Raw genomic sequence first — 21,719 nt, forward strand, 5'->3', positions numbered from 1 at the left:
GGTCACTTGCCGCCGTTGATGCCGGATTCCTTGACGGCGCCGGCCTCGACGCCCCACTTCGCGACGATCTTTCCGTACTCGCCGTTCTCGATGATCGCGTTCAGCGCGGCCTGCAGCGCGTCCCGCAGCTGCGTCTTGTCCTTCGCCACCGCGATGCCGTACGGCGCGGCCTCGACCTGGTCGCCGACGATCTCGAAGGCCTTGCCGCCGCCCGTGGTCTTGACCGCGTACGCGGCGACCGGGAAGTCGGAGGAACCGGCGTCCGCGCCGCCCGAACGCAGGCGGGTCTGGGCCTGCTGGTCGTCGTCGAAGGCCTGGATGCCCAGCGTCTTGCCCTTGGGGCACTTCTTGGCCTGCGCCTTGGCCAGGTCGTGGGAGACCGTGCCGCGCTGCACGACGATCTTCTTGCCGCACAGGTCGTCCCAGGTCTTGATGCCCTGGGTCTTGCCCTTCGGCGTGTAGATGGAGACGCCCGCGTTGAAGTAGTCGACGAAGTCGACGCCCTCGCCGACCTTCTTGCCGGTGTCCGAGTCCACGCCGTTCTGGCGGTCCTTGGTGTCCGTCATGGCCGACATCGCAATGTCGTAGCGGTTCGAGCGAAGGCCCGTGACGAGGGTGTCGAAGGTGCCGTTCTCGAACTCGAACTTCACGCCGAGCTGCTTGCCCATGGCCGCGGCGATGTCGGGGTCGATCCCGATGACCCCACCCGACTTGTCCTTGAACTCCACCGGGGCGTAGGCGAGATCGGAGCCGACCCGGATGACGCCCTTGTCGCGGATCTCCTTGGGGAGCTTGTCGGCCAGCGGCGCGCTCTTCGACCCTCCGGCGGCCTTGCCGTCGTCGTTCCCGCTCCCGGTCTGGTCACCGCAGCCGGTCAGCAGGAGGACGCCTGCTACGGCGACGGCGCCGGCCGCGACCAGTCGGGTTCTGGCGCCGTCCACGCGCCGGGCGGTCTCTGCGTTCATCTGGAATTCCTCCTGCGGGACAAGAAGGCGGTCGAGGGAGGGCACCTCGAGGCCTTGGAACGGGGACGGTGATGCGTGAGGGGTGCCGCCGCGCACGGACGCGAGGGCAGGCCCGATGCAGATCCGATGCAGGGCATGTGGCCGCGTCGAGCGAAACGCGGCGGTGGAACACTCCCGTTGGGTGAGGAGAGCGCCGTCAGGCTAATCCGGGAATGGATTCATGCATAGACCTGACGGCTGAATATTCTTCAACCGAGACGGGCCGCGTCCCGGCCGGTTCCGTACCCTGGCGGCATGCGCATGCGCCCCACACTGCACTGGACGCCGCCCGACGATCTTCCGCCGGGCACCACGGACTTGGGCCCGGTCGTCGACGCGCTGGGCGCCGGCGGGGTCCTCGTGCTCAGCGGCGCCGGGATCTCCACACAGTCGGGGATCCCCGACTACCGGGGCGAGGGCGGCAGTCTCAGCCGGCACACCCCGATGACCTACCAGGACTTCACCGCGAGCGCCTCGGCCCGGCGCCGGTACTGGGCGCGCAGCCACCTCGGGCGGCGGACCTTCGTCCGGGCCCGGCCCAATCCGGGGCACCGGGCCGTGGCCGCGTTCGGGCGGCACGGTCTGCTCTCGGGGACGATCACGCAGAACGTCGACGGGCTGCACCAGGCCGCCGGCAGCGCGGACGTCGTCGAGCTGCACGGGAGCCTGGACCGGGTCGTCTGCCTGTCCTGCGGCGCGTTCAGCCCGCGGGACGAGCTGACCCGGCGCCTCGAGGAGTCGAACCCCGGCTTCGCCCCGGTGGCCTCGGCGATCAACCCGGACGGCGACGCCGACCTCACCGACGAGCAGGTCGGCGACTTCCGGGTGGCGCCGTGCACGGCCTGCGGCGGCGTCCTCAAACCGGACGTCGTGTTCTTCGGCGAGCCGGTTCCGCCGCCGCGCGTCGAGCACTGCCGCGAGCTGGTCCGTGCGGCCACGTCCCTGCTGGTCCTGGGCTCCTCGCTGACGGTGATGTCCGGGCTCCGCTTCGTCCGTCAGGCGGCCGCGGCCGGCACCCCGGTGCTCATCGTGAACCGGGACCCCACCCGCGGCGACACCCACGCCCGCACCCGGATCGCCCTCCCCCTGGGCGAGGCCCTGCCCGCCGTGGCCGCCCGCCTCGGCGTCCCCGTGGACACGACGGAGGCCGCGGAGGTGACGGAGGTGGCGGTCGCGGCCCCGGAGGCGAGCTGACGGGGCCAGGGCCTTGCGTCCAGGTCAGACGGGATCAGGAACCCTCGGTCCGCAGAGGTACGCGCCATTCGAGCAGGGTGCCGCCCTGCTCTCCCCGCGCCGTGACCGACAGTTCGCCGCCCAGGCGCTCGGCCCGCTCCGCCAGATTGCGCAGACCGGAGCGCACGACGCCCGGCGGGATGCCGACGCCCTCGTCGCTCACCGCCACCGTCAGGACACCGGCCTCGGCGACCACCGACACCTCGGCCTGCCGGGACTGCGCGTGCCGGGCCACGTTCGTGAGCGCCTCGCCGATGACCGCGACGACCTCCTCGGCCGTCTGCGCCGGTACGTCCGTGTCGAGCAGGCCCTCCATGCGCAGGGCCGGGGCGTAGCCGAGGGCCGCCGCGGCCGTCTCGACCGCCTTGACGACGCGGCTGCGCAGTTTCGGCGCGACCCCGGCGCGTTCGTGCTCCCGCAGGCCGAAGATGGTCGCCCTGATGATCTTGATGGTGGCGTCCAGGTCGTCGATGGCGCGCGACAGGCGGTGCACGGCCTCGGGGTGCTCGACGAAGCGCCGGGCGCTCTGCAGCGTCATGCCCGTGGCGAAGAGCCGCTGGATGGCGAGGTCGTGCAGGTCGCGGGCGATCCGGTCGCGGTCCTCGAGGAGGCTGACCTGCTCCGCGTCACGCCGCCGTTCGGCCAGTTCCAGGGCGATCGCCGCCTGTCCGACGAAAGCGGGCAGCGCCGTGGTCTCCACCGTCGAGAAGGGGGGCCGCCCGCTGCGCCGCGCAAGGATCAGCACGCCGCTGAGCCGTTCCTTCGTGCCCACGGTGACGGCGACGGCGGGGCCGAAGCCGCGCCACCGCTCGGGCTGCACGGTGACCCGTTCGTCGTGTTCGACGTCCACGACGGTGACCAGGCCCTGCTGGGCGAGCGCGGCGGAGGCGAGCGTGCCGGCGCTGCTGGGCAGGACGACGCCCTCATGCACCTCGGACCCCTCCCCGTGGGCCAGCGACCCGCGCAGCTCGCCGCCGGGCCCGACCATGTAGAAGACCCCGATGTCGGCGTCGGCGATGTCCACGGCCCGGTCCACCATGCTGCCGAGCACCTCGGTCTCCTGCGCGCCGGAGAGCAGGGCGCTGGTGAACTCGGTGCTGGCGGCCAGCCAGCGCTGGCGCAGCCGGCCCTCCTCGTAGAGGCGGGCGTTCTCGATGGCGATGCCCGCGGCGACGGCCAGGGTGGTCAGGACGGCCTGGTCCTCCGCGTCGAACTCGACGCCGCCGCGCTTCTCGGTCAGGTACAGATTGCCGAAGATCTCGTCGCGGACCCGGATCGGGACGCCCAGGAATGTGTGCATCGGCGGGTGGTGCAGCGGGAAGCCGTACGAGGCGGGGTGCGCGGACAGTTCGGCCAGGCGGAGCGGGTGGGGGTGCCGGATGAGCTCGCCGAGGATGCCGTGCCCGGAGGGCAGCGCGCCGATCTGCCGGTGGAGCTCGTCGTCGATGCCGACCGGCAGGAAGGCGGAGAGCTTGTTGTCGTCGCCGATGACGCCCAGGGCGCCGTACTCGGCGTCGACGAGGACGACCGCCGCCTCCACGATGCCGCGCAGCACCTGCGGCAGGTCGAGGCCCCGGCCGACGGACATGACGGCGTCGAGGAGTCCGTCGAGGCGTTCGCGGGTGCCGCGCACCTCGTCGATGTGCGCCTGAAGTTCCTCCAGGAGTTCGTCGAGGCGCAGGCGCGGAAGCCGCCCCTCGGCGAATTCGTTGTTCTCCCGGCCCATCGGTTCCTCCGGCGCCACGCTCCGGCCGCTGATGTTCCCTGCCGCCTCCCACGGTAGCCAGGCCTGGGGATCGCCGCAGGACGCGCGGGTGTCCGCGCCCCCGGCTCAGGTACCGGGCGGGGGTACGACGACCAGGGGACATTCCGCGTGGTGCAGCAGACCGTAGGCCGTGGAGCCGAGCCGCAGGGCGGTGAAGCCGCCCCCGCCGCGGCGGCCGACGACGAGCGCGAGGGACGCGTGCGCGGCCACGGCGAGCTGTTCGACCGGGTGTCCGCGCAGGATCTCCTGGGTGATCTCGAGGTCCGGGTGGCGGTCGGCCTGTCCGGCCACCGCCTCGGCGAGCGCTCGCTGCCCGGCGAGGCCCGTCGCGTCGTCGTCCTCGGCGAACACCGGCCGGGGCCAGACCCACACGGCGTGCAGCCGCGCCCCGTGCAGGACGGCCTCCTCCACGGCGAAGGCGACGGCGGCCCGGCACGACACGCTGCCGTCGACGCCGACGACCACGGTGGGCGGAGGGTCGACGGCGTGCTCCGGGGACCGCACGACGGCGACGGGCCCGTCCGCGCCCGTGACGAGCGGCAGGACGACCGAACTCTCGGCGAGGACCTCCGCGATCCGGCCCAGGCGGCGTGAGCCCACGACGGTGAGCGTCGCGCGGGCGGCGCGCTCGCGCAGGACGGCGGCCGGCGGGCCGTCGACGAGTTCCGTGACCGGTGACGGGCCGGGGTGCAGGTCACGGACCAGGTCCTCGGCGTCGGCGAGCGCGGAGCCGGCCCGGATGCGCAGCGCGGCGCGGTGGTTGACGGCGTCGTACAGGAGGTGGTCGTGGACGGGCGGCACCGCGCAGACCAGGTGCAGTCGCAGGCCTCGCCAGGCGGCCTCGTCGGCGGCCCGGAGCAGGGCCGGCACGGACAGCTCCTGGGGATCGACACCGACGACGACCTCGTTCATGAGCCCTCGCCGCCGGTCGGCAGGTTGTGCGGCGGGGTGTGCGGGGCGGTGTGCGGCACGATCTGCACGGGGCAGTGGGCGTGGTGGATCAGGGCGTGCGCGACGCGGCCCAGGGCGGGTCCGACGCCGAGGCGGCGGCCTCCCCTGCCCATCACGATCAGATCGGTGTGGTCACTGGCCTGCATGAGGATGCCGGGGGTGCTGGTGCCGGTCTCCACGTGGTGGCCGACGACGAGGTCCGGGTAGACCGCGCGGACCGCGTCGGCCAGGTCCTTCATGGCGTGCACGCGCTTCCTGGCCGTGCCGTCGAGGTCGTCGAGCATCGTGGCGACCTCGCCCACGTGCGCGAACACGTTCCACACGCTCACGAGCCGCAGCACGGACTTGCGGGCCTCGGCCTCCGCCGCGGCGAGCGGCAGCCAGTCGAGGTCCTCCGCGTCGTGCACGGCCGCGGTCACGGAGCCGTGCCGGGGCCGGTCCTCCGCTCCCCGTACGACCACGACGGGTCCCTCGGCGCGGGCCGCCACACCGAGGCCGACGGAGCCGAGCAGCAGGGCCGCGAAGCCGCCCAGGCCGCGGCTGCCGACGACGACCGTGCCGCCGCGGCCGGCCGCGGCGCGCAGGGCGGCCACCGGCTCCTGGCGGCTCAGTTCGCGGGTGACGACGAGCCCGGGGTGTTCGGCGGCGACCGCCTCGGCGATGTCGATGAGCAGGTCGCGGCCGGCCTCCCGGACGTCCTGGAGGGTGTCGGCGTCGGTGTAGAGCGCGCGCCGGTCGGTGTCGGCGGCGTGGACGAGGTGCAGGGGGCGCTCGCGCCGGACGGCCTCCGCGGCCGCCCACAGCGCCGCGGCGCGTGCCGAGGCGGACCCGTCGACGCCTGCGACGACGTCTCCGAGCCGGGGTTTCACGCGGTCCTCGCTGTCCATGGCTCCTCCTCGGGGGAACCGTCCGGAGCGACCCGTGCCCGCCCGGACGGCCCTCGCGGAACGACACCTTCCACGCTCGCACCTCCCCCGCCGCACGGAACATGGGCCGTTCGGTCCCCGAAGAGGCCTGCCCGGCCCTGCTGCGCGGCCCGGCGGCGGGCCGAGGCTGGGATGACCGGGCCCCGGCGGGACCGGACCCGTACGAGGGGGTGCCTCGCGCGCGACGCGACGGCACGAGCGAGTGCGGAGGTGCACCATGTGGCGACGGACGACTCCCGACCCGTCCAATCCGCTGCTGCGGAAGGCGGACCGCACCCGGGCCCGGATGCGCTCCGCCCTCGTGCCGGTCTGTCTGGTGGCGGTGGCGTGCGGCGGTACGGCGGGCGGGGCCGCCTGGGACGAGGGCCGGCGGTCCGCCGCCGAGGTGGCGCAGCACCGTCATCTCCTGCCGGCGACGACGGTGTCGCCCCGGATCTACCGGTCGGCGGCCCAGCCGGAGAGCGCCCCGGACATCGTCGCCCGGGCGACCTGGCACGACCGCGCGGGCCGGGTCCACACCGGGACCGTGCCGGTGACCGCCACGACCCGCACCGGTGACACGGTCATGACCTGGACGGACGATCGCGGGAACGCCGCCGGCGCCCCGCCCGGCACCACCGACATCACGATGGCCGCCATCGGGTACGGCGTCGGCGCCTCCTGTGTCGTCGCACTCGCCGCCGGCGCGTTCGTCCGCGTCCGCCTGCGCAGGGTGGACGCGCGCTGTGCGCGGGACTGGGCGGCCGAGTGGGCGGAGGTCGAACCGGCCTGGTCGGGCCGGCTGCGCCGCGGTCCCGGCCAGGGCCCGGGCGAGGACTGAGCGCGGCGTCGGAGGCTCAGAGTCCTTCGCCGCTGCCGTAGGGCGCGTACAGGTCGAGCAGGCGGACCCGGGCGGCCCACAGCCGGTGGGCGAGGACGTCGGCGACCCAGGCGCCGACGGCGGCCCCGAGGCGCGGGTCCGCGTCCATCAGCAGCCGCACGGCGGGCGCGTCGAACTCGTAGGCCCGTACGGGCGTCGTCGCGTCGGCGCCCAGCCGCCACACGTACGGCTTGAACAGCCAGGAGCAGCCGACCAGTTCACCGGCGTCGAGCCGCTCGATGACCGCGGGCCGGCGCCCCGGGACATGCACGTCGAGGGCCACGGTGCCCGAGCGCACGATCCAGAAGCGGTCGGCGTGCCCGCCCTCGTTGAAGAGCCGGGTGCCGGTGCCGAAGTCGGCCGCGCGGGCCAGCTCCATGAGCCGGGTGCGGCAGTCCGCGGGCACGCCGGCGGCGATGCGGGTGGGTGACGGTGCGCTCATGGCAGTCTCCTCGGGTCGGGCCCGCCTTCAGTCTGGACAGCGCGCGGCTTTCCGGGCAGGGGCCCGGTGGGCCCCTGCCCGGGCCGATCGGCCCTCTCCGTTCCGCGGCCGCCGGAGCGAGACTGGAAGGAGAGCGAGGAGGTGGCCCCGATGCCCGCCGGACCCCCTGCGCGGTACACGGTCAGCGATGTCATGACGCACACGGCGGTGGCGATCGGTGAGAACGCCCCGTACAAGGAGATCGTCGCCCTCATGGTCCAGTGGAAGGTGAGCGCCCTGCCCGTGCTCGCCGGCGAGGGGCGCGTCGTCGGCGTCGTCTCGGAGGCGGATCTGCTGGTCAAGGAGGCTTTCCGGGACGCCGAGCCGCGGCCCGGGCAGTTCGCCGCGGCGGCGAAGGCGGGGGCCGTGCGGGCCGGGGAGCTGATGTCGAGCCCGGCGGTGACGGTGCGGGCGGACGCGACGCTGGCCGAGGCCGCGCGGATCATGGCGCAGCGCCGGCTCAAGCGGCTGCCGGTGGTCGACGAGATCGGCCTGCTCGAGGGCGTGTGCAGCCGCAGCGACCTGCTCAAGGTGTTCCTGCGCGAGGACGCCGAGATCGCCGCGGAGATCCGCCGCACCGTCCTCGCCTCGAACGCGCTCACCGGGCTGACCGTCACGGTCGACGAGGGTGTGGCCACCGTGCGGGGCGGGCTCGCCGACCGCTCTCTCGTGCCGCTGATCGCGCGGGCCGTGCGGGCCGTGGAGGGCGTCGTGGACGTCCACGTCGATTTCGGCGCCCACGAAAGCGCCGTGTGACGGAAAATTGTCGTGAGGGCGCACGCCACCGTTCCTCTCCGACCGTTTCCGATGGCAGGGGGCGCAATGAACGAGCAGCCGGCAGCGGCTCCCGACAGGCCGGCCACCCGGGTCTTCCTCGTCGACGACCACGAGGTCGTCCGCCGGGGCCTGCGCGACCTGATCGACGACGAGCCCGACCTCCAGGTGGTCGGTGAGGCCTCCACCGCGGGCCAGGCACTGGCCCGGGGCCCGGCCCTCGCGCCCGACGTGGCCGTCCTCGACGTACGGCTGCCCGACGGGGACGGGATCGGGGTGTGCCGGGAGCTGCGGTCCCGGATGCCCGGCCTGGCCTGCCTGATGCTGACGTCGTTCGACGACGAGGACGCCCTGCTCGACGCCATCATGGCCGGGGCCGCCGGCTACGTCCTGAAGCAGATCAAGGGCTCGGACCTCGTCTCGGCGGTACGGACCGTGGCGACGGGGCAGTCGATGCTGGATCCGGCGACCACGGCCCGCCTCATGCACTCCCTGCGGGACACCGACGCGGCGAAGCAGCCCGCCGACGACCGCCTCGCGGCGCTGTCCGAACGCGAGCGCTCGGTTCTCGACCTGATCGGCGAGGGACTCACCAACCGGCAGATCGCCCAGCGGCTCTACCTGTCCGAGAAGACGGTCAAGAACCACATCTCCCGCCTGCTCGGCAAACTCAGCGTCGAGCGCCGGGTCCAGGCCGCCGTGATCGCGACGCAGGCCCGTGACGCGCAGACCCGTCCGCAGCACGCCGACGACGCCTGAGCCGCCGGCCCGCGGGGTCATTCGGCGGGCACGGTGATCACGGGGCAGTGCGCGCGGTGCAGCAGTCCGTGCACGACGGAGCCGACGCGCATGCCCGTGTAGCCGCCGCGGCCCCGGCGGCCGACGACGACGGCGAGGGCGTGCCCGGCGGCCTCCGCGAGCCGTTCGACGGGCGACCCGGCGAGCACCTCGTGGGTGATCGTGACGTCGGGGTACTTCTCGGCCCAGCCGGCGGTCGCCTCCGCGAGCAGCCGGCGCTCGCCGTCCAGCCAGGCGCCCTCCGGACGCGTGGGGAAGAGCGGCGGCTGCCGGACGGCGACGGCGCGCAGCGGACAGCCCCGCAGATCCGCCTCCTCGCAGGCCAGGGCGAGCGCGCCCTGCGCGGCCGGGCTCCCGTCGATGCCCACGACGAGGTACGGCCGTTCCTGGGTGCTGTGTTCCGCGTCGCCCACGACGGCGACGGGGCAGCGGGCCTGGGCGGTGACCGGGACGACCAGGGAACCGGCGCTGAGGAACTCCTCGGTGCGGCTGAGGTGGCGCGAACCGAGGATCATCAGGGCGGCCTCCTGCGCCAGGCCGGCCAGGACGACGGCGGGGGCTCCGCGGAGCAGCGCGGAGCTGACACTCAGCCCGGGGTGACGGGCGCGCACCGCGTCGGCCGCCCGGCGCAGCGCCTCCGCCCTCGCCTCGGCGCGGGCCCGGTGGCGGGCCGCGTCGGTGGCGTGCCAGGTGTCGGGCGCCGGCTCCAGGGCCGCGACCAGGCGCAGCGGCAGTCCGCGCCGGTCGGCCTCGTCGGCGGCCCAGGCCGTCGCGAGCCGGCCGGTGCGGGCGGGATCGACGCCCACGACGACCGTGCGGGGTCGCGTGCCGGTGGTCATGCCGACGCTCCCACGCGCAGCGGGGCGGCCGTGACCTCGGTGTGCCGGGGGCCGCCCAGGGCCACCTTGATCGAGCCGGTCTCCGCCGCCCGGCCGAAGACGTCGTACGCCTCCTCCATCTGCCCGAGCGCGAAGCGGTGCGTGACCAGGTCCGCCGTGGGGAGGCGCCCGGCCGTCATCATGCTCAGCAGCATCGGGGTCGAGCACGTGTCGACCAGCCCCGTGGTGATGGTGACGTCCTTGATCCACAGGTCTTCGAGGTGCAGCGCGACGGGCCTGCCGTGGACGCCGATGTTGGCGACGCGACCGCCGGGGCGGACCATCCGCGTGCACATCTCGAACGTCTCGGGAGCGCCCACCGCCTCCATGACGACGTCGGCGCCGAGCCCGTCGGTCAGTTCGGCGACGAGCTCCTCGGGACCGTCGTCGGCGCCGACGACGGCGTCCGCGCCCATCCGGCTCGCGGCTTCGAGACGGGACGTGGCCAGGTCCACGGCGATGATCCGGCCGGGGCTGTAGAGGCGGGCGGTGCGGATCGCGGCGAGTCCGATGGGGCCGGCGCCGACCACGACGACGGTGTCGCCGGGGCGGACGCGGCCGTTGAGGACGCCGACCTCGTACGCGGTGGGGAAGATGTCCGCGAGAAGCACGGCGTCGAAGCTGTCCACCGCGTTCGACAGGGGGTGCACGGACAGGTCGGCGAAGGGGACGCGGACGTACTCGGCCTGGGTGCCGTCGATGAGGTGGCCCAGCACCCAGCCGCCTCCGCCGCGGCACTGTCCGTAGCGCCGCTCGCGGCAGAACCGGCAGCGTCCGCAGCTGGACACGCAGGAGATCAGGACGCGATCCCCCGGACGGACGGTGCGGACGTCCGCGCCCGTCTCCACCACCGTGCCCACCGCCTCGTGGCCGAGGATCCGGCCGGGCTCCACATCGGGGACGTGGCCCTTGACGATGTGCAGGTCCGTTCCGCACAGGGTGACGGCGTCGACGCGGACGATCGCGTCCGTCGCGTCCTGGACGTCGGGGTCGGGTGCGTCCTGCCAGGCGACCTCGCCGGGGCCCTGGAACACGAGAGCCTTCATGTCGATCGCCTTCCGCACGGCCCGGGGGTCCGTTCCCCGCGGCGCTCACCGTCCAGGCTGCTCCCGCCCCGGCGTGCGGCGCATGGGCCGGTCGGCCCCCAGGTGGGCCCCCTCGGGCCCTGCCGTGCGCTCCTGGCGGGGGTCAGGGTGGAGGCGCGGCCGAAGGAGACGTCATGACCTCACAGGTGTTCACGGTGGGCTACGTGATGACCCGGAAGGTGGTCGCGGTGCGGCCGGGGGCGGAGTTCAAGGAGATCGCGGCGACGATGGCGCGCTGGAAGGTGACCGCGCTGCCCGTGATCGAGGGCGAGGGCCGGGTCGTCGGGGTGGTGTCCGAGGCCGACCTGATCCTCAAGGAGGAGTTCCACGACCACCGTCCCGGGCTGGTCGAGCAGGTGCGGCGGCGGGAGGCCACGGCGAAGGCGGGCGCCGACCGCGCCGCGGACCTCATGACCTCGCCCGCCGTCACCGTCGGGCCGGACGCCACGCTCCCGCAGGCCGCCCGGCTGATGGCGACGCGGCACGTCAAACGGCTGCCGGTGGTCGACGAGCACGGCACGATCCAGGGCATCGTGAGCCGTTCCGACCTCCTCAAGGTCTTCCTCCGCCCCGACGCCGAAATCGCCGACGCGGTCCGCCACGACGTCGTCACACCCCTGTTCCCGCTCTCGCACGCCCGGATCGGCGTCCGGGTCGAGGCGGGCGTCGTCACGCTCTCCGGCGCCGTGACCGATGCCGCCCTCGTGCCGCTGGCGGAGCGCCTGGCCCGCGCGGTCGACGGGGTCGTGGACGTACGGTGCCGCCTCACCTCCGACGCGCAGGGCTGAGCGGGAGCCCGGATTTCGGTTCCTCAGCCCGGCGTGGGCCCCTCGGTCTCCCGCGCCGCCTCCTCCGGAGGGTGCTGCGGGACGATCGCGACCGGGCACGCGGCGTGGTGCAGGGCGCGGTGGGCGGCTCGGCCGAGCTGGAGGCCGGCCCAGTGGTGGCGGTGGCCGGCGCCGAGGACGAGGAGGTCGGCGGCGGCCGAGCGGTCGGTCAGTACGCGGTGCGGGGCGCCTTCCACGAGGGCGCGGCGTACGGGCACCTCGGGGTGCTTCCGCGTCGCCGCCGCGATCGCCAGGTCCAGGGTCTCGGCGGCGCGGTGCTCGAAGAAGGGGGCCTCGCCCCGGGTCAGGAGGGGGTGGTCGACGGGTTCGTGGGCGGGCTTGCGCCAGGTGTGGACCGCGTCGAGCTCCGCCTTACGGACCGCCGCCTCGCGGAAGGCGAAGCGGACGGCCGGCGAGTCCGTGTCGTGCTCGCCGACGCCGAGCAGGATCCGGCCGTGCCGCGCCTCCAGGGCGTCGCGGTCGCCGCGGACGACGACGACCGGGCACGAGGAGCGGGCGGCGACGACGAGGCCGACCGACCCGAGCAGCAGGTCGCCCATCTCGCTGCGCCCGCGCGACCCCACGATCACGGCGACGGCGGATCGCCCGGCGCGCAGCAGCGCCCCCGCGGCGTCCTCACCGGCGACGTACGTGGTGACGGTGACCGCCCGGGACCGGTTCCGCGCCCGCTCGACGGCTCCGCCGAGGATGTTCTCGGCGAGGACCTGGCCCCAGGGGCGCTCGCGCGTCCCGGCCGGCGCGGTGCCCTCGTACCGTTCCCACAGCGAGGCGTGCACCATCTGCAGCGGACGCCCGTGCCGCACCGCCTCGTCGACGGCCCAGTCCAGCGCTCTCAGGCTCCCTTCGGAGCCGTCGACACCCACCACCAGAGGAGCTTCCATCGGGCCCACCGCCTCTCGGTCGCGGGGCGTCCCGTCCTTCCACGCTCGCACCCCCGCCGGGCGGAGGCTAGGGCCGGTCGGTCCCGAGGGTGTCCGGGCCCGCGAACAGGTCCTGGTACCGCTTGCGCAGCTCGGCCTTCTGCACCTTGCCCATCACGTTGCGGGGCAGGGCGTCGACGATCCGTACGGCCCGCGGGTGCTTGAACCGGGCGAGGTCGCCCGCGACGGACCGGAGCAGCTCCGCCTCCGTGGGCTCCTGGCCGCCGGCCGGGACGACGACGGCGACGACGGTCTCGCCGAAGTCCGGGTGCGGGACGCCGATCACGGCGGACTCCAGGACGGCCGGGTGGGCGTCGAGCAGTTCCTCGATCTCCTTGGGGTAGATGTTGTAGCCGCCGGAGATGACGAGGTCCTTGCCCCGGCCGACGATGCAGAGGTAGCCGTCCTCGTCGACGCGGCCGAGGTCGCCGGTGATGAAGAAGCCGTCCGCGCGGAACTCGGCGGCGGTCTTCTCCGGCATCTGCCAGTACCCGCTGAAGACGTTGGGTCCGCGCACCTCGATGCTGCCGACCTCGCCGTCCGGCAGCGGCTCGCCGCTCTCGGCGTCCACGACCCGGATCTCGGTGCCGGGCAGCGGCTCGCCGACGGTGCCGGGCTTGCGCGGGCCGCCCTCGTACGGGTTGGTGGTGTTCATGCCGGTCTCGGTCATCCCGTAGCGCTCCAGGATGGCGTGTCCGGTGCGGGCCTCGAAGGCCGCGTGGTCGCTCGCGAGCAGCGGGGCGGAGCCGGAGACGAACAGCCGCATCGACGCGCAGGCCTGCGGGGTGAGCCGCTCGTGCTTGACCAGCCGCGTGTAGAAGGTCGGTACGCCCATGAGGACCGTGGCGCGGGGCAGGAGGTCGACGACCGTGTCCGCGTCGAACTTCGGGAGGTAGTACATGGAGGCGCCGGACGCGAGCACCATGTTCGCGGCGACGAAGAGGCCGTGGACGTGGAAGATCGGCAGGGCGTGGATCAGCCGGTCCCGGTCGGTGAACTGCCAGGCCTCCAGGAGGGCCGCGCAGTTGGAGGCGAGGTTGCCGTGGGTCAGGACGGCGCCCTTGGAGCGGCCGGTGGTTCCGGAGGTGTAGAGGATGGCCGCGGGGTCGTCGGCGGCGGCGTCGACGGCCTCGTCGTGCCGGGCCTCGCTTTCCAGGAGGGTGCCGTCGCCCTTGGTGCCGAGGGTCTCGACGACGAGGTCGGGGCCCGCGCGATGGGCGTGGTCGGCCTGCCGCTCCGGGGAGCAGACGAGGACGCGCGGCCGGGCGTCGCCGATGAAGTACTCCATCTCGGCGCCGGTGTAGGCGGTGTTGAGCGGCAGGAAGACGCCGCCGATCCGCAGGGTCGCCAGGTACAGGGCGATGGCCTCCGGGGACTTGTCCACCTGCATGGCGACCCGGTCGCCGGGGGTGACGCCGTCGGCGACGAGGCGGGCGGCGATGCGGGCCACGGTGTCGGCCGTCTCGCGGTAGGTGATCTTCCGGCCGTCGGGCAGCTCGAAGAGCGCCCTGTCGGGCCGTCGTCCGGCCTGCTCGGCGAAGGACCGGTGGACGGGGGTGAACGCGGGTGCCATCGGGGGGTGTTCCTCTCTCATCGATCGCGCGGAGCGACGGACGGTGATGCGGCGGAAGCGGGTGCCGGGGAAGTCGGTGCGGCGGAGTGCGGTGCGGCGGACGGACGGGGCTCGGGGACGGGGAAGGCGGCGCGGAGCGGTCCGCCGAGGGCCACGGTGCCGCGGCGGACGAAGTCCTCGTGCCGGCGCTCCAGCTGCCCCGGCTCGTAGCGGTAGTTGATCATCGCGCCGTACGACTGCCGCCATGCCTCGGCGGAGTCGTTCGCCGGCCAGTTCAACTGCCAGGCGGCGGCTCCGTTACCCAGGTGGAAGCGGGCGACCGGGTCGAGGGGGCGGCCGTCGGGGAGCCGCTCGACGGCGACGTACCGGGCCAGGGCGGGCAGGAGGCGGGCGCGGAGCCGTTCGGCGTCCGCCGCGGCGAGGCCCGCCGTCCCGTCCAGGGCGTCCAGTTCCCGTACGAGCGTGTCGAGCCCGGCATCCTGTGTGGCCTGCTCGACGAGCCAGCGCCGGAATCCGGGGAGGGGCGAGAGCGTCGCGAACTGCGTCAGGTGCGGGAGCTGTTCACCCACCTGCTCGATGACCTGCTTGATGAGGAAGCTGCCGAAGGAGACTCCGGCGAGGCCGTCCAGGGCGTTGTTGATCGAGTAGAGGGCCGCCGTGTCGGCGTCGGCGGGGCTCAGGGCCGGGCCGGGATCGAGGAGCGGGGCGATCCGGTCGGGCAGACCGCGCACCAGGGCGACCTCGACGAAGATGAGCGGCACGTCCCCGGTGGCCGGATGGAAGAACGCGTAGACGGCGCGGTCCTCGGGGTCGATGCGGCGGCGCAGTTCGGCGCCGCTCCCCATCGGGTGGACCTTCTCACCGCGCATGAGGTGCTCGTGCAGTTCCTCCGGCGCGTCCCCGGTGACCTCCGCCATGCGCAGGAAGCCGCGGTTGAACCAGGAGGTGAGCAGGTGGTGGAAGTCGTGGTCGAGGGGGCGCAGTTCCGGGTCGTGGCGCATCAGGCGGCGCAGGTCGGCGCGCATCTCGACGAGGGCGAGAGTGGCGTCGGGGGCGTGGTTCATACGGCGCAGCAGTTGCTGGCGGGGCGGTTCGACCACGTCGAAGAGGCGGACCAGTTCCTGCTCGGCGCGGGATCCGGCGGCGCGGGCCTCCTCCCAGCGGCGGAAGGCGTCGCGGACCCGGTCGGCGTCGGCGTCGTAGGTCCGGGTGACGTGGTGGAAGAAAAGCCGCTTGCCGTCGTCGTCGAGGGCGTCGTAGGCGGCGAGGGCGCGCGTCGCGACCGCGCGCAGGGAGGCCTCGCCGACATCGCTCATCAGGACTTCGCATGCGGCGAGCAGCTGGTCCAGCGGGGGGTCGAGCGGTGGGTCGACGGCCGGGGCGGCGAGGTCCCCGGCGGGGGCGGACGCGGCGCGCCGCCGCCCGAGCACCTGGAACAGGTCGGTCAGCAGCCAGCCGTCGTGACGTTCCATGTCCGCACACCTTCCGTACCTCCCGGGTCGCGCGCGCCCGGCCGTCGTCCCGTCGCCCTCGTCGCTTCCCCGCATGAAATCCATGAGGGCGGACGATATATATAACAGCGCCACCGTAGGACACATCAGGGCGGGAGCACCACCCCCCGCCCACCCGGATAACCTGACCGCTCGGAGGTGCACATGGCCCGGGTCCCGGAGTCCCAGCGCGTGCGGGACGCGCTCGAGAACGCTGTCGTCGACGGTCACTACCGTCCCGGCGAGCGGCTGGATCCCGCACGTCTGGAGGAGGAGTTCGGCTGCTCGCGCACCCCGATCCGCGAGGCACTCCAGGCCCTGGAACGCTCGGGGCTCGTGCAGATCCGCCCCAAGCAGGGCACCTACGTCACCGAGCTGAGCGTCTCCGAGCTGGCCGAGCGCTTCGAGGTCATGGCCGAGCTGGAGGGGATGGCGGCGCGGCTCGCCGCCCGGAGCATCGACCAGGAGGCCCTGGAGGAGCTCGAGCGGGCGCTGCTGGAGTGCGAGCGGCACGCGGCGGCCGGTGACGCGGACCCCTACTACTACGCGAACGCCCGGTTCCACGGCATCGTCTACGACTCCTGCGGCAACGAGTACCTGCGGCGGCAGGCCCACGCGCTCAAGCGGGCTCTCCAGCCGTACCGCCGGCTCCAGCTGCGCGTCCCGGACCGGATGCGCCGTTCGCTGGCCGAGCACCGTGCGATCGCCGACGCCGTCCGCCGCGGCGACGCCGAGACGGCGGAGAACGCGGCGCGCGACCACGTCCTGGTCCAGGTCAAGGAGTTCAGCCAACTGGTGCGGACCTGGCGGCAGTTGACGGAACCGGTGCGCGAGGCGGGCTGAGCGGCGGCGCGCCCCACCGTCCCCGGACGGGTCCGGGGACGGTGGACGGGCGGCCTGCGGGGTCAGCCGGGGTGCACCGCCGTGACCGTGAAGCGTTCGACCTCGGCGACGTGGCCACCGGTGGTGGCGACGACCGTGAGCACCCGGTTCGTGGCGCCCCGGTAGGAGACCCGCTCCTTCCACGGCTGGTTCTTGCCACCGGCCGCGACGCAACAGGCCGTGCCGAGCGGCGCCCCGGACGACGGCTGGCGGACCTGGACGCGGATGCTCTCGTCCACGCCGGTGATCCGTCCGCCGGTCAGGAGCGGGGAGCGCACGGTCGCGCCGTACGCGGGCAAGGTCAGGGAGAACGTCGTGTCGTCGGTGCCGACGACCTCCCAGGGGGCGTCGCGACCGGTGCCGTAGCGCACGAGGTGGATGGTCGCGGCGGTACCGGTGACCCCCTTGGGCTTGCTGAGGCCCACGCCGATGTGGGCGTGCCGCCCGCTGACGTGGTGCGAGGAGACGCGGCCGATGTCCTGGAAGCCCAGGTAGCCCTGGGTGAAGGCGAGGGCGGTCAGGTCGGGGTCGAGGTGCCAGGGCTGGTGGCCGCCCGAGTGGTAGTCACGCTCCCAGGCCCGCGCCTGCGCGAGGGAGGTGAACGGCCACAGCGGCTGGAGGCGGCCGAGGCCGGACGCGTGCGCGGTCCGGGTCTTCGGCTCGGGCAGGGCCGTCGGTTTGTACGTCTGCGGCGCGAGGCCCGTCGTCGTTCCCGGCGGGGCGGGAGCGGCGGCGGAGCGCGGGGACGAGGACGAGGAGGCCGGCGTGTCCGGTGGGGCGGACGGCGATGCCGGTGCGTGCGAGGTGCTGCCGGAGCTCCCGCACGCGGTGAGGGCCAGGCCGGTCGAGGCCGCCGCGGCGAGGAGTCGGAGGTGGAGCTGGACGTTCATGGGTGCCCCAGGAAACGTGTACCGACCGTCGGTACAGTTTGTACGCATATCGTGCCACTGGCGGGGTTCGTTCCATAGAGTCCGGAGCGACTAACTCTCGCGCAGTCCGGCGAGTTTCCGCGCGGCCGGGCCGATCGCCCGCCCCCTGCGGGCCAGACCGGCCCACGGGTCCGTGCGGGCCTGGCCGAGGGCGTTGTCGACGGTCCAGCTCCGGGCCGTCAGGTCCGGGTCGTCGAGCTGGCTCCACGCGAGGGGCGTGGCGACCGGGCCGCCCGGCCTCGCCCGCACCGTGTACGGGACCACGGCGGTCTGCGCGTACCCGTTGCGCTGCACGTCGAGGTAGAGGCGCTCACCCCGGTCCTCCTTGCGCTGGGCGGTGGTGAGGTCGTCGGGGTGGGCGGCGGCCAGTGTGTCGGCGGCGTCCTTGGCGAAGTCGCGCACCTCGTCGAAGGTCTGCCGGCCCCTCAGGACCGCGACGACGTGCAGGCCGCGCGAGCCGGTCGTCATGACCCCGGAGGCGAGCCCCACCTCGTCCAGAAGACCGTGCACGAGGCGGGCGGCGGAGCGGACGGCCTCGAAGTCGTCCTCCCCCGGCGGATCGAGGTCGAACACGAGCCGGTCCGGGCGGTCCACGTGCGGTGCCCGGGACTGCCAGCGGTGCAGGGTGACGGCCGCCTGGTCCGCGAGGTAGACGAGGGTCGCGGTGTCGTCGCACAGCGCGTGCAGGACGGTGCCGCCCTCCTTGGCGACCTCGAACCGGTGGATCCAGTCCGGGAAGTACGCGGGGACGTTCTTCTGCATGATCCGCTCGCCGTCGAGGCCGTCGGGGAGGCGTTCCAGCATCAGGGGGCGGTCGCGCAGGTGCGGGAGCATGTGCGGGGCGATCTCGCGGTAGTACGCGACGAGGTCGCCCTTGGTCAGGTCCGGGCCGCCGTTCGCTCCCGGTCCGGCCGGCAGCAGTTCCTTGTCCTGCCGGTGCAGGGTGACGGTGTGGGCGCCCACCCGCAGGCCTCTCGTCCGGTCCCGCTTCATCGCGTCACCTCTTCTTCCCTGTTCCTGTTCCTGTTCCTGTTCTCGTTCTCGTTCTCGTTCTCGTTCAGGCGGCCCGTTCGAGGCAGTCCTCCGCCACGTGCCGGTCCAGCGCGGCCCGCACCAGCGCCGCGGCGAGTTCGGCGTGCGGCGTGTCGCCGGCGAGCCGGACGAGCGCCGCGGGGTCCTTGGGGAGGCCGAGGCGTTCGGCTCCCTGGAGGGTCTTGTTGTCCAGGTAGGGGGCGAACTCGGGCCAGACGTCCTGCACTTCGCGCAGGAAGATCTCGGTTCCGGTGGGGCCGAGGCCCGGTGTGCGGCGCAGCGAGGCGCGCAGCGCGCCGGCGTCGCCGTCGGCCCGTTCGCGCAGCCTGCGCAGGTCTCCGCCGCAGTCGTCGAGCAACAGGCGGGCGCCGTCGCCGAGTTGGGTGGCGGTTCGTTCGTCGTAGCGGCGGTAGCCGCCTTCGCCGAGGGCGTCGACGCGCTGCTGCCAGGTGGCGTCGGCCATGCGGCGCGGGTCGCGCAGTCCGGCGTCGTACAGGGCGCGCGCTGTCGCCACGCCGACGGAGGCGCGGATACGGGTGCTGAGCAGCGTCGCGAGCACCAGGGTGCGGTACAGCGGCTGCGGGGTGTCCTTGAGGCGGATGCCCGCTTCGGCGGCGTACGTCAGGCCGTGCTCGTCGAGCAGGGCGTGCAGCACCTTCCGCTGGGCGTTCATGGTTCGCGTCATGGCTTCGTCCGCTCCGTGACTACGTCGGTGAGCATGGCCGGCATCGGGGTGGCGGCGAGTTCGGTGCCTGGGGCCGCCTCGGACGTGAGGCGGTCGAGTCCGCTCGGCAGGGTGTCCAGGAGGCCGCTCATCCGGTGTCGCCGCCGTCCGGGTCCCAGGTCTCGGCGTCGGGCGCCTCGGCGATCTGGCGCAGGGTGCGGCCGCTGCGCGCCGAGCGGGCCCGGCGCGGGTCGGGGGTGCCGCCACCTCCGCGCCCGGCTCCGGTGCGCACGAGCAGCCAGGTCGGTTTCGCGCCGCTCGTCCCCTCGCGTTCCTCGCGACTGTGGAAGCGGGTGAGGGCGTACTGGCCGTGCAGTTTGTCGCCGTGCAGTTCGAAGGTGGCGTGGCCGTGGTCGAGCGCCTCGGCGAACGGCACGGGCCGGTCCTTCCGGTCGTGGCTGGTGGGGCGGTAGGTGCCGCGGTCCCAGACCATGACGGTGCCGCCGCCGTACTCGCCGGGGGCGATCACGCCCTCGAAGTCCTGGTAGGCGAGCGGGTGGTCCTCGGTGGGGACGGCGAGCCGCTTGTCGTGCGGGTCGGTGGAGGGGCCTTTGGGGACCGACCAGGACTTGAGCACGCCGTCGACCTCCAGGCGGAAGTCGAAGTGCATGGTGCGCGCGTCGTGGATCTGCACCACGAACGCCGGCTCGTCGCCCTCGGCCCTCGTCGTGTCCTTCCGCTCGCCGCGGCCGGGCTGATCACCGCGGTCCGGTTGATCACCGCGCGGTTCGCTGGTCCGGTCGAAGTGCCGCTTGTCGCGGTAGGCCCGCAGGCTGTCGCGGCCGTCCTTCTGCGTCACGGCGTTCTCCTCCCTGCGGGCCACCGGGCCGGACCTGCGTCCGGGTACCCGTGATCTCCCGCGGCACGCGTGGCGGGGCCCCGGCCTGCGCATCCGTTCCGTGGACCGGGGTACTCGGCGGGCCGGAAAGGAGACCGTCATGCCACGAGGTGCCAACGCCAAGCGGGAACGCCAGTACGAGCACATCAAGGAGAGCGCCGAGAAGCGCGGCGAGTCGACCGAGCGGGCCGAGGAGATCGCGGCACGCACGGTCAACAAGGAGCGCGCGCGGTCGGGGGAGTCGAAGACCGCGAGCAAGGTCTCGACGCAGGACAAGAAGTCCGCGTCGCAGCGCGGCGGGGAACGGTCCCACAGCGGCGCCGGAGGCCCGACGAAGGACCAGCTCTACGAGGAGGCCAGGAAGCGCGGCATCGAGGGGCGCTCGTCCATGAACAAGCGGGAACTGGCCAGGGCGCTCGGACGCTGAGCCTGTCCGGCCCCGGCCGGACCCACTCGCACGCGAACGGAGATTCCGGATGTTCGACAGCACCCTGGCGTTGTTGGCGGAGGGCTACGCGTGGCTGCCCGACCGCCGCCGTCGCCGTGACGGCCGGCCGGTGACCGGCCGCCTCCTGGGCAAGAAGGTCGTGGCGCTGCACGGCCCCGACGCGGTCCGCTTCTTCTACGACGAGCGGCACGTCGTGCGCCGCGGCGCCCTGCCGGGACCGGTCCTCGACACGCTGTTCGGCCGGGGCGCCGTGCACACCCTGGACGGAGCGCGCCACCGGGCCCGAAAGGCCCTGTTCACGGCGCTGCTCCAGGACCGCGGCGGCCTGGACCGCCTCGCGGCCGACCTCGCCGACCAGTGGACCCGGGCACGCCGCCGCTGGGACGGCCTCGACCGGCTGGTCTTCTTCGACGAGGCGGGCCTGCTCCTGACGCGTGCCGTCTGCGACTGGTCCGGCGTGCCGCTCCCGGACGACGAGGCGGAGGGAACGGCCCGCGATCTGCTCGCCATGGTGGACGGTTTCGCCTCGGTCGGCCCCCGGCACCTGCGGGCGCGACGGGCGCGCAGCCGGCAGGAGGACCGGATCGCCCGCCTGGTCACGGAGGTCCGCGACGGTGACCGCACGGCGCCCGAGGGGTCGGTGCTGCGGGCGGTCGCCGATCACCGGGACGACGACGGCCGGCTGCTGGATCCGCACACGGCCGCGGTCGAGATCCTCAACGTGCTCCGGCCGACGGTGGCCGTCGCCTGGTTCCTGACCTTCGCCGCGCACGCCCTGCACCGGTGGCCCGAGCATGGCAAGCGGCTGGCCGACGGCGACGCGGCCTGGGCGCGGGCGTTCGCGCAGGAGGTCCGCCGGTTCTACCCCTTCGCCCCGTTCGCCGGCGGGATCGCTGCCGCCGACCTGCGCTGGGAGGGCCAGGACATCCCCGAGGGCAGCATGGTGCTGCTCGACCTGTACGGGCAGAACCACGACCCGGACCTGTGGCCCGAGCCGTACGCCTTCGATCCCGGCCGCTTCCTCGGCCGCGAGCCCGGACGGGACGAGCTGATCCCGCAGGGCGGTGGCGATCCGGCGGTCCACCACCGGTGCCCGGGCGAGGACGTCGTCCTGACGGTCCTGGAGACCCTGGTCCCGCATCTCGCCGAGCTGCCCTACCGCGTCCCCGAGCAGGATCTGCGCATCCCGCTGAACCGTGTGCCCACGGCGCCGCGCAGCGGGTTCGTGATGACGCCCGTGCCGTAGAACACGGCGGCACGCCGGGTGGGACCGGAGAACCG

The 21,719-nt window shown here is 74.0% G+C and carries 23 protein-coding genes; 8 read left to right on the top strand and 15 right to left on the bottom strand.

Annotated features, from left to right (window positions below):
- Positions 1 to 2 precede the first annotated feature (2 nt).
- Positions 3 to 965 carry an ABC transporter substrate-binding protein gene (locus IAG42_RS03140; protein WP_188335470.1) on the bottom strand — a complete coding sequence of 321 codons (963 nt, stop codon included), beginning with the start codon at positions 963 to 965 and terminating at the stop codon, positions 3 to 5.
- 294 nt (positions 966 to 1,259) lie between these two features.
- Here IAG42_RS03140 and IAG42_RS03145 point away from each other — a divergent pair, with 294 nt between their 5' ends.
- Complete coding sequence (locus tag IAG42_RS03145; RefSeq protein WP_188335471.1) at positions 1,260 to 2,198, top strand: NAD-dependent protein deacetylase; 939 nt, start codon at positions 1,260 to 1,262, stop codon at positions 2,196 to 2,198.
- 34 nt (positions 2,199 to 2,232) lie between these two features.
- Here IAG42_RS03145 and IAG42_RS03150 read toward each other — a convergent pair whose 3' ends face one another.
- The 3 genes from IAG42_RS03150 to IAG42_RS03160 all read right to left on the bottom strand — a co-directional run bounded on the left by IAG42_RS03150 (position 2,233) and on the right by IAG42_RS03160 (position 5,840).
- The gene (locus tag IAG42_RS03150) at positions 2,233 to 3,963 is read right to left on the bottom strand and encodes a sensor histidine kinase (protein WP_188335472.1); all 1,731 of its coding nucleotides are present in this window, start codon (positions 3,961 to 3,963) and stop codon (positions 2,233 to 2,235) included.
- Positions 3,964 to 4,068: 105 nt separating this feature from the next.
- The gene (locus IAG42_RS03155; RefSeq protein ID WP_188335473.1) at positions 4,069 to 4,914 is read right to left on the bottom strand and encodes a universal stress protein; all 846 of its coding nucleotides are present in this window, start codon (positions 4,912 to 4,914) and stop codon (positions 4,069 to 4,071) included.
- A complete protein-coding gene (locus IAG42_RS03160) occupies positions 4,911 to 5,840 on the bottom strand; it encodes a universal stress protein (RefSeq protein WP_188335474.1) in 930 nt (309 codons plus the stop codon). Before IAG42_RS03160 ends, IAG42_RS03155 begins: the two co-directional genes overlap by 4 nt.
- 256 nt (positions 5,841 to 6,096) lie before the next feature.
- Here IAG42_RS03160 and IAG42_RS03165 point away from each other — a divergent pair, with 256 nt between their 5' ends.
- Positions 6,097 to 6,699 carry an Rv1733c family protein gene (locus IAG42_RS03165; protein ID WP_188335475.1) on the top strand — a complete coding sequence of 201 codons (603 nt, stop codon included), beginning with the start codon at positions 6,097 to 6,099 and terminating at the stop codon, positions 6,697 to 6,699.
- A 16-nt stretch (positions 6,700 to 6,715) separates the two neighbouring features.
- On the opposite strand, the gene IAG42_RS03170 is transcribed toward IAG42_RS03165, so the two are convergent.
- Positions 6,716 to 7,180 (bottom strand): Crp/Fnr family transcriptional regulator, encoded by a 465-nt coding sequence (locus IAG42_RS03170; protein ID WP_188335476.1) that lies wholly within the window; start codon positions 7,178 to 7,180, stop codon positions 6,716 to 6,718.
- A 150-nt stretch (positions 7,181 to 7,330) separates the two neighbouring features.
- Here IAG42_RS03170 and IAG42_RS03175 point away from each other — a divergent pair, with 150 nt between their 5' ends.
- The gene (locus tag IAG42_RS03175; RefSeq protein ID WP_188335477.1) at positions 7,331 to 7,975 is read left to right on the top strand and encodes a CBS domain-containing protein; all 645 of its coding nucleotides are present in this window, start codon (positions 7,331 to 7,333) and stop codon (positions 7,973 to 7,975) included.
- Between the two features lie 66 nt (positions 7,976 to 8,041).
- A complete protein-coding gene (locus tag IAG42_RS03180) occupies positions 8,042 to 8,752 on the top strand; it encodes a response regulator (RefSeq protein ID WP_188335478.1) in 711 nt (236 codons plus the stop codon).
- Between the two features lie 17 nt (positions 8,753 to 8,769).
- Here the strand turns inward: IAG42_RS03180 and IAG42_RS03185 are convergent, their stop codons facing one another.
- Together IAG42_RS03185 and IAG42_RS03190 are read right to left on the bottom strand one after the other, a co-directional pair.
- Positions 8,770 to 9,630 (bottom strand): universal stress protein, encoded by an 861-nt coding sequence (locus IAG42_RS03185; protein WP_188335479.1) that lies wholly within the window; start codon positions 9,628 to 9,630, stop codon positions 8,770 to 8,772.
- Positions 9,627 to 10,715, bottom strand: coding sequence for a zinc-dependent alcohol dehydrogenase family protein (locus IAG42_RS03190; protein WP_188335480.1), 1,089 nt, complete (start codon positions 10,713 to 10,715; stop codon positions 9,627 to 9,629). Before IAG42_RS03190 ends, IAG42_RS03185 begins: the two co-directional genes overlap by 4 nt.
- A gap of 173 nt (positions 10,716 to 10,888) precedes the next feature.
- Here IAG42_RS03190 and IAG42_RS03195 point away from each other — a divergent pair, with 173 nt between their 5' ends.
- Complete coding sequence (locus IAG42_RS03195; RefSeq protein WP_188335481.1) at positions 10,889 to 11,542, top strand: CBS domain-containing protein; 654 nt, start codon at positions 10,889 to 10,891, stop codon at positions 11,540 to 11,542.
- Positions 11,543 to 11,565: 23 nt separating this feature from the next.
- Here IAG42_RS03195 and IAG42_RS03200 read toward each other — a convergent pair whose 3' ends face one another.
- The 3 genes from IAG42_RS03200 to IAG42_RS03210 all read right to left on the bottom strand — a co-directional run bounded on the left by IAG42_RS03200 (position 11,566) and on the right by IAG42_RS03210 (position 15,567).
- Entirely contained in the window at positions 11,566 to 12,483 is a 918-nt protein-coding gene (locus IAG42_RS03200) for a universal stress protein (protein WP_188335482.1), read from the bottom strand.
- 67 nt (positions 12,484 to 12,550) lie between these two features.
- Complete coding sequence (locus IAG42_RS03205; RefSeq protein ID WP_188335483.1) at positions 12,551 to 14,095, bottom strand: AMP-binding protein; 1,545 nt, start codon at positions 14,093 to 14,095, stop codon at positions 12,551 to 12,553.
- 17 nt (positions 14,096 to 14,112) lie between these two features.
- Positions 14,113 to 15,567 carry a malonyl-CoA decarboxylase domain-containing protein gene (locus tag IAG42_RS03210; RefSeq protein ID WP_188335484.1) on the bottom strand — a complete coding sequence of 485 codons (1,455 nt, stop codon included), beginning with the start codon at positions 15,565 to 15,567 and terminating at the stop codon, positions 14,113 to 14,115.
- A gap of 183 nt (positions 15,568 to 15,750) precedes the next feature.
- Here IAG42_RS03210 and IAG42_RS03215 point away from each other — a divergent pair, with 183 nt between their 5' ends.
- Positions 15,751 to 16,428 (top strand): GntR family transcriptional regulator, encoded by a 678-nt coding sequence (locus IAG42_RS03215; RefSeq protein WP_188335485.1) that lies wholly within the window; start codon positions 15,751 to 15,753, stop codon positions 16,426 to 16,428.
- Positions 16,429 to 16,490: 62 nt separating this feature from the next.
- On the opposite strand, the gene IAG42_RS03220 is transcribed toward IAG42_RS03215, so the two are convergent.
- The 5 genes from IAG42_RS03220 to IAG42_RS03235 form a co-directional block, all read right to left on the bottom strand.
- Positions 16,491 to 17,357 carry a hypothetical protein gene (locus IAG42_RS03220; protein ID WP_188335486.1) on the bottom strand — a complete coding sequence of 289 codons (867 nt, stop codon included), beginning with the start codon at positions 17,355 to 17,357 and terminating at the stop codon, positions 16,491 to 16,493.
- A gap of 90 nt (positions 17,358 to 17,447) precedes the next feature.
- Entirely contained in the window at positions 17,448 to 18,389 is a 942-nt protein-coding gene (gene ligD, locus IAG42_RS03225; RefSeq protein ID WP_188335487.1) for a non-homologous end-joining DNA ligase, read from the bottom strand.
- 64 nt (positions 18,390 to 18,453) lie between these two features.
- Positions 18,454 to 19,113: an endonuclease gene (locus tag IAG42_RS03230; RefSeq protein WP_394811183.1), complete on the bottom strand. Its 660-nt coding sequence runs from the start codon at positions 19,111 to 19,113 to the stop codon at positions 18,454 to 18,456.
- Positions 19,110 to 19,244: a hypothetical protein gene (locus IAG42_RS38305; protein WP_262928303.1), complete on the bottom strand. Its 135-nt coding sequence runs from the start codon at positions 19,242 to 19,244 to the stop codon at positions 19,110 to 19,112. Before IAG42_RS38305 ends, IAG42_RS03230 begins: the two co-directional genes overlap by 4 nt.
- On the bottom strand, positions 19,241 to 19,951 hold the full coding sequence (locus IAG42_RS03235; protein ID WP_223205835.1) for a DNA polymerase ligase N-terminal domain-containing protein: 711 nt from the start codon (positions 19,949 to 19,951) through the stop codon (positions 19,241 to 19,243). Before IAG42_RS03235 ends, IAG42_RS38305 begins: the two co-directional genes overlap by 4 nt.
- A 139-nt stretch (positions 19,952 to 20,090) precedes the next feature.
- On the opposite strand from IAG42_RS03235, the gene IAG42_RS03240 reads away from it, so the two are divergent.
- Positions 20,091 to 20,417 carry a plasmid stabilization protein gene (locus IAG42_RS03240; RefSeq protein WP_188335489.1) on the top strand — a complete coding sequence of 109 codons (327 nt, stop codon included), beginning with the start codon at positions 20,091 to 20,093 and terminating at the stop codon, positions 20,415 to 20,417.
- A gap of 49 nt (positions 20,418 to 20,466) precedes the next feature.
- Complete coding sequence (locus tag IAG42_RS03245) at positions 20,467 to 21,684, top strand: cytochrome P450 (RefSeq protein ID WP_188335490.1); 1,218 nt, start codon at positions 20,467 to 20,469, stop codon at positions 21,682 to 21,684.
- Positions 21,685 to 21,719 lie beyond the last annotated feature (35 nt).

This window comes from Streptomyces xanthii (assembly GCF_014621695.1).
Taxonomy (GTDB): Bacteria; Actinomycetota; Actinomycetes; order Streptomycetales; family Streptomycetaceae; genus Streptomyces; species Streptomyces xanthii.

Excerpts from the sequence above, each read along its gene's own strand:
- IAG42_RS03140 (WP_188335470.1), bottom strand. The coding sequence starts at position 965 with ATGAACGCAGAGACCGCCCGGCGCGTGGACGGCGCCAGAACCCGACTG.
- IAG42_RS03145 (WP_188335471.1), top strand. The coding sequence starts at position 1,260 with ATGCGCATGCGCCCCACACTGCACTGGACGCCGCCCGACGATCTTCCG.
- IAG42_RS03150 (WP_188335472.1), bottom strand. The coding sequence starts at position 3,963 with ATGGGCCGGGAGAACAACGAATTCGCCGAGGGGCGGCTTCCGCGCCTG.
- IAG42_RS03155 (WP_188335473.1), bottom strand. The coding sequence starts at position 4,914 with ATGAACGAGGTCGTCGTCGGTGTCGATCCCCAGGAGCTGTCCGTGCCG.
- IAG42_RS03160 (WP_188335474.1), bottom strand. The coding sequence starts at position 5,840 with ATGGACAGCGAGGACCGCGTGAAACCCCGGCTCGGAGACGTCGTCGCA.
- IAG42_RS03165 (WP_188335475.1), top strand. The coding sequence starts at position 6,097 with ATGTGGCGACGGACGACTCCCGACCCGTCCAATCCGCTGCTGCGGAAG.
- IAG42_RS03170 (WP_188335476.1), bottom strand. The coding sequence starts at position 7,180 with ATGAGCGCACCGTCACCCACCCGCATCGCCGCCGGCGTGCCCGCGGAC.
- IAG42_RS03175 (WP_188335477.1), top strand. The coding sequence starts at position 7,331 with ATGCCCGCCGGACCCCCTGCGCGGTACACGGTCAGCGATGTCATGACG.
- IAG42_RS03180 (WP_188335478.1), top strand. The coding sequence starts at position 8,042 with ATGAACGAGCAGCCGGCAGCGGCTCCCGACAGGCCGGCCACCCGGGTC.
- IAG42_RS03185 (WP_188335479.1), bottom strand. The coding sequence starts at position 9,630 with ATGACCACCGGCACGCGACCCCGCACGGTCGTCGTGGGCGTCGATCCC.
- IAG42_RS03190 (WP_188335480.1), bottom strand. The coding sequence starts at position 10,715 with ATGAAGGCTCTCGTGTTCCAGGGCCCCGGCGAGGTCGCCTGGCAGGAC.
- IAG42_RS03195 (WP_188335481.1), top strand. The coding sequence starts at position 10,889 with ATGACCTCACAGGTGTTCACGGTGGGCTACGTGATGACCCGGAAGGTG.
- IAG42_RS03200 (WP_188335482.1), bottom strand. The coding sequence starts at position 12,483 with ATGGAAGCTCCTCTGGTGGTGGGTGTCGACGGCTCCGAAGGGAGCCTG.
- IAG42_RS03205 (WP_188335483.1), bottom strand. The coding sequence starts at position 14,095 with ATGGCACCCGCGTTCACCCCCGTCCACCGGTCCTTCGCCGAGCAGGCC.
- IAG42_RS03210 (WP_188335484.1), bottom strand. The coding sequence starts at position 15,567 with ATGGAACGTCACGACGGCTGGCTGCTGACCGACCTGTTCCAGGTGCTC.
- IAG42_RS03215 (WP_188335485.1), top strand. The coding sequence starts at position 15,751 with ATGGCCCGGGTCCCGGAGTCCCAGCGCGTGCGGGACGCGCTCGAGAAC.
- IAG42_RS03220 (WP_188335486.1), bottom strand. The coding sequence starts at position 17,357 with ATGAACGTCCAGCTCCACCTCCGACTCCTCGCCGCGGCGGCCTCGACC.
- ligD (WP_188335487.1), bottom strand. The coding sequence starts at position 18,389 with ATGAAGCGGGACCGGACGAGAGGCCTGCGGGTGGGCGCCCACACCGTC.
- IAG42_RS03230 (WP_394811183.1), bottom strand. The coding sequence starts at position 19,113 with ATGACGCGAACCATGAACGCCCAGCGGAAGGTGCTGCACGCCCTGCTC.
- IAG42_RS38305 (WP_262928303.1), bottom strand. The coding sequence starts at position 19,244 with ATGAGCGGCCTCCTGGACACCCTGCCGAGCGGACTCGACCGCCTCACG.
- IAG42_RS03240 (WP_188335489.1), top strand. The coding sequence starts at position 20,091 with ATGCCACGAGGTGCCAACGCCAAGCGGGAACGCCAGTACGAGCACATC.
- IAG42_RS03245 (WP_188335490.1), top strand. The coding sequence starts at position 20,467 with ATGTTCGACAGCACCCTGGCGTTGTTGGCGGAGGGCTACGCGTGGCTG.